At 42.0% G+C, this 12,284-nt stretch carries 12 protein-coding genes; 6 read left to right on the forward strand and 6 right to left on the reverse strand.

The annotated features are described in order from the left end of the window. Positions 1–7: 7 nt before the first annotated feature. The 5 genes from L1283_RS04635 (at position 8) to L1283_RS04655 (ending at position 5,709) form a co-directional block, all read left to right on the forward strand. Complete coding sequence (locus L1283_RS04635) at positions 8–1,906, forward strand: RagB/SusD family nutrient uptake outer membrane protein (protein ID WP_429625871.1); 1,899 nt, start codon at positions 8–10, stop codon at positions 1,904–1,906. A 27-nt stretch (positions 1,907–1,933) separates the two neighbouring features. Further along, a complete protein-coding gene (locus L1283_RS04640; protein WP_429625872.1) occupies positions 1,934–2,638 on the forward strand; it encodes a DUF3823 domain-containing protein in 705 nt (234 codons plus the stop codon). Then, on the forward strand, positions 2,631–3,482 hold the full coding sequence (locus L1283_RS04645; RefSeq protein ID WP_429625873.1) for an endonuclease/exonuclease/phosphatase family protein: 852 nt from the start codon (positions 2,631–2,633) through the stop codon (positions 3,480–3,482). The genes L1283_RS04640 and L1283_RS04645 overlap by 8 nt, the downstream gene beginning before the upstream one ends. 95 nt (positions 3,483–3,577) lie before the next feature. Beyond that, positions 3,578–4,837, forward strand: a complete 1,260-nt coding sequence (locus L1283_RS04650; protein ID WP_286834250.1) for an IPT/TIG domain-containing protein — start codon at positions 3,578–3,580, stop codon at positions 4,835–4,837. A 47-nt stretch (positions 4,838–4,884) separates the two neighbouring features. Further along, positions 4,885–5,709, forward strand: a complete 825-nt coding sequence (locus L1283_RS04655) for an endonuclease/exonuclease/phosphatase family protein (protein ID WP_208734239.1) — start codon at positions 4,885–4,887, stop codon at positions 5,707–5,709. A gap of 73 nt (positions 5,710–5,782) precedes the next feature. On the opposite strand, the gene L1283_RS04660 is transcribed toward L1283_RS04655, so the two are convergent. Continuing rightward, on the reverse strand, positions 5,783–6,832 hold the full coding sequence (locus tag L1283_RS04660) for a LacI family DNA-binding transcriptional regulator (protein WP_286851710.1): 1,050 nt from the start codon (positions 6,830–6,832) through the stop codon (positions 5,783–5,785). Positions 6,833–6,893: 61 nt separating this feature from the next. Then, positions 6,894–7,049: a hypothetical protein gene (locus L1283_RS04665; protein ID WP_429625874.1), complete on the reverse strand. Its 156-nt coding sequence runs from the start codon at positions 7,047–7,049 to the stop codon at positions 6,894–6,896. Between the two features lie 88 nt (positions 7,050–7,137). Here L1283_RS04665 and L1283_RS04670 point away from each other — a divergent pair, with 88 nt between their 5' ends. Beyond that, entirely contained in the window at positions 7,138–8,241 is a 1,104-nt protein-coding gene (locus L1283_RS04670) for a PAS domain-containing sensor histidine kinase (RefSeq protein ID WP_286831826.1), read from the forward strand. 21 nt (positions 8,242–8,262) lie between these two features. Here L1283_RS04670 and L1283_RS04675 read toward each other — a convergent pair whose 3' ends face one another. The 4 genes from L1283_RS04675 to L1283_RS04690 all read right to left on the reverse strand — a co-directional run bounded on the left by L1283_RS04675 (position 8,263) and on the right by L1283_RS04690 (position 12,273). Continuing rightward, on the reverse strand, positions 8,263–8,601 hold the full coding sequence (locus L1283_RS04675) for a helix-turn-helix domain-containing protein (RefSeq protein WP_429625875.1): 339 nt from the start codon (positions 8,599–8,601) through the stop codon (positions 8,263–8,265). A 280-nt stretch (positions 8,602–8,881) separates the two neighbouring features. Then, complete coding sequence (locus L1283_RS04680; RefSeq protein ID WP_201639865.1) at positions 8,882–9,874, reverse strand: phosphodiester glycosidase family protein; 993 nt, start codon at positions 9,872–9,874, stop codon at positions 8,882–8,884. Positions 9,875–9,876: 2 nt separating this feature from the next. Next, positions 9,877–10,689: a DUF4397 domain-containing protein gene (locus L1283_RS04685; RefSeq protein ID WP_051606686.1), complete on the reverse strand. Its 813-nt coding sequence runs from the start codon at positions 10,687–10,689 to the stop codon at positions 9,877–9,879. A gap of 18 nt (positions 10,690–10,707) precedes the next feature. Then, entirely contained in the window at positions 10,708–12,273 is a 1,566-nt protein-coding gene (locus tag L1283_RS04690) for a SusD/RagB family nutrient-binding outer membrane lipoprotein (RefSeq protein WP_115045879.1), read from the reverse strand. Between the last annotated feature and the right edge of the window lie 11 nt (positions 12,274–12,284).

Consider the following 12,284-nt stretch of genomic DNA (forward strand, 5'->3'; position numbering starts at 1 on the left):
CTATACTATGAAAATGAAATATTTCAGTCCTCTTCTTCTGAGTTGTGCATTTACACTGAGTTTATATAGTTGTAACGATTACCTAGACCGGGAGCTTACCAGTGGAATTATCACCTCTGATCTCATCTGGGAAAGTCCGCAAGCGATACAGTCCGTGTTAGTCACGATGTATGATGAGGGATTACGATTAGATGAGTTTGACGATTGGTTTACAGGAAAATCAAATCTGCTCAATTTGACCTCCTTGTCTGATGAAGCGACAGGAGCGTATCAGAAAGACTATGCATTTAGTAATGCAAATTCGATATATACGTATAGTGATTACGTCTTTGAAGACCCTTTTGCGACGCGATACGTCCAAATAAGACGTACAAACGACTTCTTGAAGAAACTGAGCGAGACTACAGTCTTGAGCGACGAGGAGAAGCGCCTAGTCGATGCTGAGGCGAGGTGGATACGCGCGATGCAATATTTTGGTTTGGTGAAGCGCTATGGTGGTGTCCCCTTGCTAACGACACCACAAGAATACGTTCCTGGCGATTTTTCGGCATTACAGGTTCCAAGAAATAAGGAATCGGAAGTTTACGATTTTATTATCAGTGAATGTAAGGCGATTAGCGACATACTTCCGGTATCGCGATCTGCAGAAAGTAAATATAGAGCCTCCAAAGGTGCAGCCCTTGCCTTATGGTCCCGTGCTTCGCTGTATGCTGGCTCGATCGCTAAATATGGTTCAAATGCAAATTTAAGTGGAGAGGCTGTAACGCGCGGTTATGTTGGTATAGCAGCCAATGAGGCAACGAGGTATTTTACCGAATCGTATAATGCTTCAAAAGCATTGCTGGAGGCAGGCACTTATACCCTTTATAACAAAAATGCCGACAAAGCAGCGAATTTCTATGAGCTGTTTTCAAAAAGTGTAAATGGCGATAATGGGGAATACATCTTTCAGAAAACCTATAATGTTTCAGCCGGGAAAGGTCACATGTGGGATAAGATGAATGCTCCTTTTTCCTATCGTGGTGATGGCTGGGGCTGCGGAGTGACCCCAACGCTCGAAATGGTCGAAGCATTTGAATACAGCGATGGGAGCCCGGGTAAATTGTCTTTAAAAAATACAGATGGGACCCCGCGTAGTTTTGATAGTCCCTACGATCTTTTCGTTGGGAAAGACCCGCGGTTGTTTGCTTCCATCTATGTTCCCGGCGCTCCATTAAAGGGCAGCAAGGTCGAATGGATACGAGGAGTGATCAATGGGCAGAATGGCTCGGGGCAAAAATACCAGGCACAGAATCAGCCCGACAAGGATAATGTGGCTACGATAGACGGTGTGAGGTACAATACATCGGGTAAAGATGGCGGTGCAGACGTCGGAGATGCTTCAAAAACGGGGTTTTATATGCGTAAGTTTTTTGATGAAACGCTTACAGACATGACAAATATTGACGCCAAGCGTTCGGAGACACCTTGGGTAGTATTTCGCCTTGGTGAAATATACCTTAATTTTGCCGAGGCCTGTGTCGAGCTCGGAGGCAAAGACACCGAAGCTTTGCAGGCGGTAAATGCCATTCGCACACGTGCCGGAATTCAGTCACTTGCAACGATATCCATTGCCAAAGTTCGGCAGGAACGCAAGGTAGAGCTTGCTTTTGAAAAGCTACGCTTTTGGGATCTCAAGCGCTGGCGAGTAGCCCACATGGATGAATCGCAGGGCGGACTAACCAACTATAGAGGTACAGCGCTATATCCTTGGTTCAATGTTAAAAGCAATAAGTATACTTTCGAAACCGGAGTACCTCCGAAGCAAAAAAGATTATTTCTGGAAAGAAACTACTATATCCGCATTAGTCCTACGGATTTGAGTACGAATCCCCAGCTGGTTCAAAATCCGGGTTACGGCAACTAATTAAGATGTATTACAATTATGATCAAAATGAAGAATATTTTTTATGTGTTTGGTTTTATTTTAATCGCTGTCATGAACAGTTGCGAAAATGAGATCGACAATCTACAGGCTCCTCATGGGGGGCTTCACGGCACCATATATGACATAGAAACAAACAAGCCTATTCCATTGCCGGTGGAGGGGTCGGGAGGTGTATTGGTTTCTTTATTTGAAATAGGAACCGGGGCGACTGCCTCTGTCGATTTCAGGGCAAATGCAGATGGATCTTATACCAACAATACGGTGTTTAATGGGAAGTATAGAGTGGTTGTCAACGGCCCTTTTATTGGCGTATGCGAAGGGTATACGACCGTCCAAGGTCAAACGGAATTTGATTTGAAAGCAACCCCTTTTTCCCGTATTACGGCATCGGCCACCATTTCCGACAGAAACCAAGTCGAGGTAGCATTTAAGGTTAATAAATCGGACGAATCCTTTACGTTTACCAATGTATCTGTGATGTGGAACTATACGCCCCGAGTAGATGAAAATAATGCGAATTATGTCACAAAGATTGCTAAGGGCAAAATAGATGAAGGTACACATGTCTTTGAACTGGCCAATGATAAACAATTTGTCGAGAACTTTTACAAGATCAAGGCAAACGGCAACAAAATCTATGTCCGGGTAAGTGCGACGGTAAACGGGGTCGTCAATTATAGCGATACCATAGAATTGATAGCAAATGACTGATCAACTAACACGCAAAGCAAAAACTACACAGGAGTCACTCATGAAAAGAATTATAACATTCAGTATAATCGGTTTTTTTTTGGTATCATGCAGTAAAAATGAAACCAAGGTGGAAGAGCCATCCGTAACCGGCACATCTGTCAAAACCATGTCGTATAATATCTATTCGGCACAAAAAAAAGGCATAGAGGCGATCGCCGACGTGATTAAGAAAAATGATCCCGACCTTGTGGGGCTGCAGGAAGTGGAGAAGAACTCCATCAATCTGAATTTTGACACCGGAAAACGCCTTTCCGAGCTTACCGGTATGCCCTATTATTATTTTGTCAAAGCCCGCGACCTAGCTCAGGGGGAATATGGTAATCTCATTCTTTCAAAATTACCCCTTAAAGAACAGGCAACTTACCTGTTGGATGTGGTCACTTCAGAATCAAACGCTTATATAAGAGCGCTTGGCACGGTGAGGGTAACCAAGGATAATCAGGATTTTTATTTTGCAGTGACGCATTTAGATCATCTGTCAGATAATGCCAATAGGCTCCATCAAATTGACCTAATCCACCAATATACCAAAGATATTACGCTACCTATCATTCTGTCTGCCGACATCAATGCCAAGCCTACAGAAGAAGGCTATAAAGTGTTGACGAAATGGTTTACATCAGGATGCCTAAATGGCTACTGTGGCTTTACAGCCGGAACACCTAAACCTGATGGAACCATAGATTACCTGATGTATGCACCGGCAGACGGGGTCTTGACGGAGACATATGATGTAGACTATAGTTCCTATTCGCAATCCGATCATTTTCCTGTTGTTGCGAATTTTTTAATCAAAAACTAATACAAATTTTACGTAGCAAAACCATGATAACTATTTGTTTTTCTAAAATATCAGGAATAAGAAATCTTCACATCGGGATATTTTTTTGTTTCGCAATGGGTCTACTCAGTTGCACCAAAGAGATTGGTGGCGACATGACGTATCCCGATAAGGCTAATGAACCTCAAATTACCCAATATACACCCATTTCTGGAGGCTCATCTACCGAAATATCCCTATATGGGAGTAATTTTGGAACGGATCTCGAAAAAATCAAAGTGACAATAAATGAGAAGGAAGCGAGTGTATTAAGTTCCAATGGGCGGGTCATTACCGCACGTATTCCACAGAATGCGGGATCCGGTAAAGTCAAACTAGCTATTAACGGCGTAGAATATACCTATAAGCAAAATTTTGAGTACGGATATCAGACCGTCGTGTACACCTATTTAGGATCGACTAAGGATGATGTTGACGGGGATTATGTGCAGGCTAAATTATCCGGGCCACGCTATTTGAAATGGAGTAAGGATAATATGCTCTATTTTGTCGAAGAGGGGGCGAGTAGCCGAGATAATTTTGCGGCACTCCGTGTTGCTGCAAATAATCAAGTAAGTACCTTACTTAATGCTTCTGAGAACCCTTTGTTCGAGCGGCTCCGGGCTTTTGACTTTTCAATAGACCAAAATACATTGTACCTTAGCAATGATAACAACGCAAATGGATCCATGGGCTTTGGCAAGATGATAAAATCTTCTGGTAAATATAGCAATTTAACGGCCCTATCTGCAACGGCAGGATTGACGGCTGTAACAACGAACCCCGTGACAGATGAAGTGTTTGTTGGTATATACTCGGGCGGAAAGATCTGTCGTTTAAAATCCGATGGTACGCTGGAGCAGCTATTTGCAGTCAATTCAAAAAATGTCAATATTATGGACATTATTTTCTCTCCAGATGGGCAAACTATGTTTATATCAGGAGCCTACAATGCACACAGTGTTTATCGTGTACCCTATGACCTTGCGGCCAAGAGATTCGGTGCTGTACAAGTACTTGCTGGACCAAATGCCAATACGACGGGGAATGCAATAGGAAATGGAGAGTCTGCGCGATTCAATACACCTGCACAAATGGATCTGGATCAGGATGGAAACTTATATGTTGCCGATCGTAAAAACCATTGTGTTCGTAAAATCACGACCAATGGTACGGTAACTACTTATGCAGGAATTGCCGGCACCAGTGGTCTCCAGAATGGGAATGCCTTAACAGCAAAATTTTACGAACCCGAAGGTCTACAGTTCGGTCCTGACGGAGCATTGTATGTAGCTGATACCTGGAATCACGTTATTCGAAAGATCGTTATAGAGTAACTACAACATAATTTAACTAATTCTTACTTACATTAAAGAATAGGATCATGATGATAACTTTGTCTAAAGCAAGACATTTAAACTTGCGCCCCCTGCTGTTTGTTTTAATAACCGCTCTGCTGTTGTCAGTTAACGCCAATGGAGTTTCCGCCCAAAAATTGAATCGTAAAGTTGAGATCAAAACAATGACCTACAACATCTATAGTGCTCGAAAAATGGGCATTGAAGCGATTGCTTCGGTGATCAAAAAAGTTGATCCCGATGTTGTTTCTTTGCAAGAAGTGGAACGCAATACAGCTATTAATCCAATGGATTTTCCGAAGGAAATCGCTGCATTGACAGGGATGAAATACTATTATTTTGCACATGCATTAACGTTGAAGAAAGGTGATTATGGTAATGTTATCCTTTCCAAATATCCGCTACTGGAGACAAAGTCTATCCATTTGGGGGTTGCTAATGATGGGGATGACATCCGATCCTTTGGCTATGCATTGTTGGAAAAGGAAGGCAAACAATTTTATTTTGCGACGACCCACCTGGGCTACAAAAAGGATGATGCCACCCGTTTAAAACAGATCGATGAGATCTTGGCGGAAATCAAAAATTTAAAGAAGCCGATCATTTTGGGTGCTGATCTGAATTCACGGCCCAACTCACAGACTATGCCGGCTTTGCAAAAATGGTTTTCCCTGCCCTGTCAAACCTCGAATTGTGAATGGACTGTACCTACACCAAAACCGACATATACTTGTGATTGGTTGATATATGCTCCGCAGCAGGCTTTTGAAGTAAAGGACTATGCGGTTCAATTTTGGGCAGACAAGGAATCCGACCATTTTCCAGTTGTAGGAACATTTAATATTAAATAGTCTGAATAATTCAATACTAATTATTGGAACATATAAACCAAAAATATGCGGGAAACCGTGCATCTTCTGCCGATCAGTTGTTGCGACCGATTGGCAGAAGATTATTGCTTTTTCTTTCAGATGACTTTCTTGCTTTTATCACAGAGGGTAACACTACATGACTAGCATTATCTTTTGTTGGTTTTTCTATCTGCTTTAGCAATAATTTTATAATGTTGTTACTTAGTTCCTCCAAGGGCTGACGTATGGCGGTGATCGTTGGGGAGATCAGGTTAAACGCCTCATGATCGTCAAAGGACACGATGCCGAAATCCATTTTCCTTTTAGCCGTTAGCTTATTTATTGCAGCCAACCCTGCAAGACAAAGATAATTGGTTGCAAAGATGATAGCGTCCAATTCCAGATTTTTTTCAAGAAAATCTTTAATAAGCTGCTGTTTGACTGTTTTTTTTGATTCAAAGGGTATAAAGGCTACTTTAGGGTCAACAGCTAATTTTTCCATCGTCTCTTGGTAACCTAATAATCGTTCATGCATTTGGCTTTGTGTAGATTCGAGTGTAACGAATCCAATCTGACGAAACCCCTTATCATATAGATGCATACAAGCTTCAATCATTGCTTCCTTGTTGTTGGTTCCGACAAAATCCACACCTTCGACCGGATCCCGGTCAAATAGAACAATTGGGATATGTTCATCCACCATTTCTTTAACTACATCTTCTATTCCTTTGGTTGGTGCAATAATATAGCCATCCAGTTGGCTCCGTCTGAAAAAATTGATAATCTCAATGGCTGTATTGGTATCACCGAGGGTACTGCTGTACATTATCCTATACCCTTTCGTTTTGGCTAGATTTTCGATCATGAGCGCTATTGGTCCAAAAAATGAGTCAGAAATATCTTCAACAATAAGTCCGATACTGCTACTTCGGCCTGTGGCTAGGCTTTGCGCTAAGTGATGCGGGTAAAAACGAACCTCTCTGACATAATCCAGTACTTTAGCCTGTAATTCTTTGCTAATCCGTCTTTCGTCAGCTTTTCCGTTAATGATCAACGATACGGTTGACTTTGCTATTTTTAAGTGTTTCGCAATGTCATTTATTGAAATCTTTTTATTTTCCATACATTCTAAAACTTAAAAATATAGATTTTTATTCACTTGTATCCATTATCGTTCAAAGCCTTTAGAATTTACCGGCATTGTTGTTGAAAAAGAGGTCGTTTACTGCAGCAAAGAAAAAAAGTGTCCAGAAGAAATCGGCAAGATCGTAAAGAGATTCAATGTACTTCATAATCTTTTCTTGGGCCATCATGGGGTTGAAGCCTTCTCTGTCATACATCAGGTCAACTTCGTGATTAGCTTTTTGTTTTTCGGATTTTCCCTTATTGATTTATCTGTTGTAAAATATTATGATTAAATTAGCGTAGATGAAAACTACAGCTAATCTTCTGGTGTCTATTTTGGAGCAGTCCCATAGTGCGATCGCAATTTATGATAGCATAGACCTAAATATTGCTTTTGTTAGCCAAGGTATGCTGGATATATTATGTGTGGATCGGTCCATCCTAGGGCGTAGTTTTTGTGCATGCTTTCCTCATTTTAAAGAAGAAGGTTTTTCATCTATTTTGAAAAACGTATGGAAAACAGGAATTGTCTATCAGGCTGAGCGTACACCCGCAAATATTGTTCATGAAGAGACGAAAACACTGCGGTATTTTAATTTTGAATATAGGCCATTGCTTGACGAGGAGGGGAAAACCTATGCCATTTTGCATACGGCAAGTGATGTGACTGAGCAACATCTTGCTTACAAAAATGTGGAGGAAAAGCAAGAGCAGCTTATGTTTAGCCGCGAATTGGACGTGCTCGCCAGCACATTGGCACATGATCTAAAAAATCCATTGTCTGTTTTGAAAATTGGGAATAGTTTTCTAAGCAAAAATGTGGGTGTTTCGGTTAAGGTAAGTGAAAGGTGGTTTGAAGCTTTTGCGGCATCTATTCAAAATATAGAAAGTATTATAAATCAGACATTGCAGCTTGGCAAGATACGCAGTGCCGAGAAAGAAGTCGCGTGTGTGGCAATGGATAAAAAAATAAGGAATTGTATTGATGAAATTAAACTGGTATATCCCGACAAACAAATGGAAATCAAATTAGGAGATCTATTTCCTTTGTATACGGATGGCGGAATCGTTTATCAGGTTTTTATAAATCTAATTGGTAATGCCGTTAAATATGCAAAAAAATCAGGCGAGGCTTTTTTGCATATTTACAGTGAAAAAGCTGATAAAGGAGTAGTATATTATCTCGAAGATAATGGCATCGGGATTCCGGAAGACGAGTTGCAGAAGGTTTTTCTTACAAATGAACGGGCGAGTAATACTGCCAAGATTGCTGGATCGGGAATCGGGCTGGCATTGGTTAAACATCTCATGGAACGTATCGGTGGGACGATTCATTTATCGAGCGAACTTAACAAAGGGACCGTCGTTCGCTTATTTTTTCCAGTTTCATCGCGAACGTTAGCCTAATGGGATCGGGATTATTTAATTTTAAGCGTTATTGTACTTGTACAATTGCTCATAGAGCTGGATAAGCTTTTTCTGAAGCTGAATGATTTCGTCCTCGCGTTGGGATATCTTTTCCGAAATAACTTTTAACTCCTCAACATGCTCTTTAATTTCTTCATTTTCAGAATAATATAAAAGCTGTGCGGTTGTCAAATTAAATACCTTTGCGATTTGGTTTAATCGAGAGATATTTAAATCTGTAAAACCGGTTTCAATTTTAGAAAATGCAGGAATTGATATTTCTAATCGCGTTGCAACATCGCCTTGATTCCAGCCTTTTTGATGTCTCAGTAATCTAATTGCTTTTCCTAGTTTGTCCATTGAAAAATTAATCTAACGTTAAGATACAAAAAAAACAACCGAAAACTTAATAATTAGAGCTATATTGAAATATATTGGTAGATACGTTGACCCTAATACTAACTTCGGCTGGAAGTTTTATTTCGGGCATGAGGAAAATAAAATTCTTGTGATTGAATTTTCTTGCGCGAAATAATCGTGTTTTGCTTAGCTGCAAGCAAGATGAAATAACAGCGTAAACAAATTTAAATTTAAAAAATCAGCTACTCAAAATCCGTTGTTGAGTAGCTGATTTTCTAATTTATCGCTTCACAAATGCGATACCGCTGATGCTTGCAGATCCGCCTGCCGTTAATGGCTTGGATACGGTGTTCCAGACCACGGGATTAAATTGGTTTCCTGTATTGGTCTTTTGGACCATCACGCTGGTGGAACCGCCGTTCAATACAAATGCATCGTAACTGCCTAAGGCTCCCATCAAAACGGCAACATCATTTAAACTGATGCCTACTGAAAAATTGGTGTCGCCTCCGTCGACAACTAAGGCATACATCGTTTTTTTATCTGTCGATAGGCCAATGGCTGTTATCGCTTGAACAATTGCTGCTGTAGTCAAAACGTTATAACCCCGGTAACGGACCCAATTGGTCCCGGATACCAGTCCGCTAAATTGATTCAAATCATAAGGCTCAAAAGCAAACTTGGTGGTATCGGCACAATTGCCTATGTAAGGCGTGCCATCCTTTTGTATCGCAAAGAAAGGTCTGGTCTTCTCTTTGGTCTTTATATTGCTCGTGGATACATTGATCTGCCGCCCGTTTTTAATGTAGGAATAAGTGGACGATAACGCCGCATTTGTTGCTGCGAGGATCTCGCCGCCTGCGCGTGGTTCGCAGTACTTGGCCATATCACCTATCGGCTGGCTCACATATAGGTAATCATCAAATGCACTCATGATTGAAGGAAAAACCGCTTTTGATGAAAGATCTACAGTGAGCAGTTGAAGGCTCACGCGTTGATCGAGCTTGTTCTGGTAGCGAATATGGGTTCGTACAAGTCCATTGGTTAGGGTAACAGATGAATCGACCAGAAATGTTTTGATGAGGTCGGTCTGCGCCATGAGCTTCTTGGTGACGGGCTCTATTTCCTTGTCTTCTGGAATAATATCGGTGGGCGGAGTTACTATCTCTTTATCGTCAAAGCTGGGATAATCATCCCTTTGCTTGCAGGAATATAGCATGCTGATGCACGTGATGTACAAAAGGACATTTCTTAATATTGTTTTTCTTTTCATATCTATCGAACTAAGAAAAATGAAACATAAGGCTTCATGATGGTGCTGGTAAATCCATCATAGCCCAAAGCATAAATGACATATGACCTGCGGTCCAGGATGGCTCCGGCATTGCTGTAGGACGCGATTACAGTGCCATTTGTTACCGGAGATCCCGCCTTGCGGATCTTCCAGGTACGGGTGGCAATGCGGTTGAGCTGGAAATATGGGCTTGTTTCCAGGTATTTAATGTCCTTGGCGACAAGTGAGTCTTGCACGGCGATGGCATCTGCGCTCCCAGTGGCCGCAGCACCATAGTACAGGTCTATTGATGGTACATTGGGCATCAGATTGGTAAAGTGATACCTTGCTTGTGTACTGTCGGGACGTGTGAGGTCTTCTTCATTGAGGATCATTTTTGTGTTCTGCGCCGTATCGGTAATATGAATGGTATAGCGCTTGCCTGCGCTCAGGTTAACGGATGATTCGGCCAAGATAATGGAGTCGCGTCCATCGTCGGTTTTATGTGGAAGGGCAACTTGTACCTTTACGTTGCCGGCTTTCCATTTTAAAAAATCAGGCCGTGAATCTCCGCGGGTATTATACCCGCCGCCGGGAAAGGGCTCGCGTCCCCGAATGAGTGAAGTAACGCGCTGATCGTCAAATTTGACATACATATAGCGGTCATCGGGATATATCGATGCCATATTGATTTTCACGATGACATCATCGGCGCCAAGGAAATCTACTTTTCCAAAGTCCTGAATGGATTTCTCGCATGAATATAGGCCAAAGACACCTAAAGCTAGAAATGCTAAGTTTTTGAATATCTTCATAATGTTTCCTTTAATACGTTAATAAGTTGTTGTAACAAACCAGGTTGGCTTAATCACGTACTCCGGCTCTAATCCGCCCCATCGTTCTAGCTCTGAAGCATTCCATACGTACTCCGAATTATAACGAGGCCGGACGCGGTAACAATAATCATTGTAAGTCAGCTGACTGCCGGCCAATGGAATAAACTGCTTGAATATTTCCGTGTTATAATGATATTTTCTTAAATCACACCATTGTTCAAGACCTCCCCAGCCCCATTGCACAATATACTTTTGTCCCATAATGTCGGCTAGGGTTAGATCAGCAGCGGACAGCGGTATTTCTCCTCCCTTGATGTAATTATCTATTTCAACAGCAGTAATGGATTTTTCATTGGTTGTATTGATGTACTTATTGACGAAGTTCATGTGGGCATAGATGCCTTTGATATAGGCCTCATAGGCCTTTGCTGCGTCGCCTTTGATAAAGAGGGCCTCGGCTTTGACCAGTTGCAGCTGCGCATAGGTCATCAATGGAAAATCTGCGGCGTCTCTAAAGATGAATTTGCCTACACCGCTACTGACGTCGCCTAGGATATTTGGAACGGTGGTATTGGATACATTGGGCTCACCACCGACGAAAATACTGTCAACAGGATTATTGATCATCAACATACGCGATAGACGAGGGTCTGTCGATATTTTTGGATTTTCAATAGGTTCGCCCCGCAATCCCCCGGTTAGGTAGCGCACAATAGGCTTACCGGCTCTGTTGTAATAGGATGTGGTATAAAGGCCGAATTTTGAGCTCACCACATTGGCTGTTTCGGATTTGTCGCCGTCAAATTTAACGCCTGCATCATCGGATGGTGAATCAAAGGAGCGGTCCACAAAATAGGCGATCGAGTCGGCATACTTTTCCTTAAAATCGGGTTTATTAACCAAGTGAATGTACTGAAGTGCTTTTAGGCCGTAGACAAATTTGCGCCAGCGGTCCATATTGCCCCGAAAGAGATTATCGCCCTTTTTTGAATTGAGGTTGGCGCTGTAATCGACGGGGCTTTTTTGATCCAGATAATATAATGCAGAATCACACCATACGCGTACTTTAGCATACACTTCTGGTTGGTCATTGTATCTGAAAGATAACTGTTGCGTACGCAAGGCCTCATCGAGAATAATGGGGCCGTGATAGTCGGTCAGCATCTGATAGCCCCAGGCTTTTACGGCATAGCCGATTGCGGCATATTCATATTTCTGATTGGCTATGGCGTCATTGATCATCAACTGCAGGTTTAGTCCGTGATCAAAATAGACCATACGCCACATCACACCGCCAACATCACTTTGCTGTGGAAATCCATGCCGCTCCCAGATTCGGGAGGACTCATCGGTGCTGGCGCCAAGGATGGTCTGATTGAACTTGTTCATCTGACGTTGGTCATTGGCATAACCATTGGCCATTTGATAGATAATCGGAGCTAAAAGCAATTCGGCTTTTACAAGCTGTGGGTTGGACGGGTTTTCATTGATGTCCAGGTATTTTTTACAACTGCTCAATCCGGTCAGGACTAAGAAAATAAGTATATAAAGCGTTGTTCTCATGGTGTATTCCT

This window comes from Sphingobacterium sp. HSC-15S19 (genome assembly GCF_050433745.1).
Taxonomy (GTDB): Bacteria; Bacteroidota; Bacteroidia; order Sphingobacteriales; family Sphingobacteriaceae; genus Sphingobacterium; species Sphingobacterium siyangense.

Bases quoted from the DNA above. Each gene is read 5' to 3' on its own strand.
- L1283_RS04675 (WP_429625875.1), bottom strand. From the start codon at position 8,601: ATGGACAAACTAGGAAAAGCAATTAGATTACTGAGACATCAAAAAGGC.
- L1283_RS04660 (WP_286851710.1), bottom strand. From the start codon at position 6,832: ATGGAAAATAAAAAGATTTCAATAAATGACATTGCGAAACACTTAAAA.
- L1283_RS04655 (WP_208734239.1), top strand. From the start codon at position 4,885: ATGATGATAACTTTGTCTAAAGCAAGACATTTAAACTTGCGCCCCCTG.
- L1283_RS04670 (WP_286831826.1), top strand. From the start codon at position 7,138: ATGAAAACTACAGCTAATCTTCTGGTGTCTATTTTGGAGCAGTCCCAT.
- L1283_RS04680 (WP_201639865.1), bottom strand. From the start codon at position 9,874: ATGAAAAGAAAAACAATATTAAGAAATGTCCTTTTGTACATCACGTGC.
- L1283_RS04640 (WP_429625872.1), top strand. From the start codon at position 1,934: ATGAAGAATATTTTTTATGTGTTTGGTTTTATTTTAATCGCTGTCATG.
- L1283_RS04635 (WP_429625871.1), top strand. From the start codon at position 8: ATGAAAATGAAATATTTCAGTCCTCTTCTTCTGAGTTGTGCATTTACA.
- L1283_RS04690 (WP_115045879.1), bottom strand. From the start codon at position 12,273: ATGAGAACAACGCTTTATATACTTATTTTCTTAGTCCTGACCGGATTG.
- L1283_RS04645 (WP_429625873.1), top strand. From the start codon at position 2,631: ATGACTGATCAACTAACACGCAAAGCAAAAACTACACAGGAGTCACTC.
- L1283_RS04685 (WP_051606686.1), bottom strand. From the start codon at position 10,689: ATGAAGATATTCAAAAACTTAGCATTTCTAGCTTTAGGTGTCTTTGGC.
- L1283_RS04650 (WP_286834250.1), top strand. From the start codon at position 3,578: ATGGGTCTACTCAGTTGCACCAAAGAGATTGGTGGCGACATGACGTAT.
- L1283_RS04665 (WP_429625874.1), bottom strand. From the start codon at position 7,049: ATGTATGACAGAGAAGGCTTCAACCCCATGATGGCCCAAGAAAAGATT.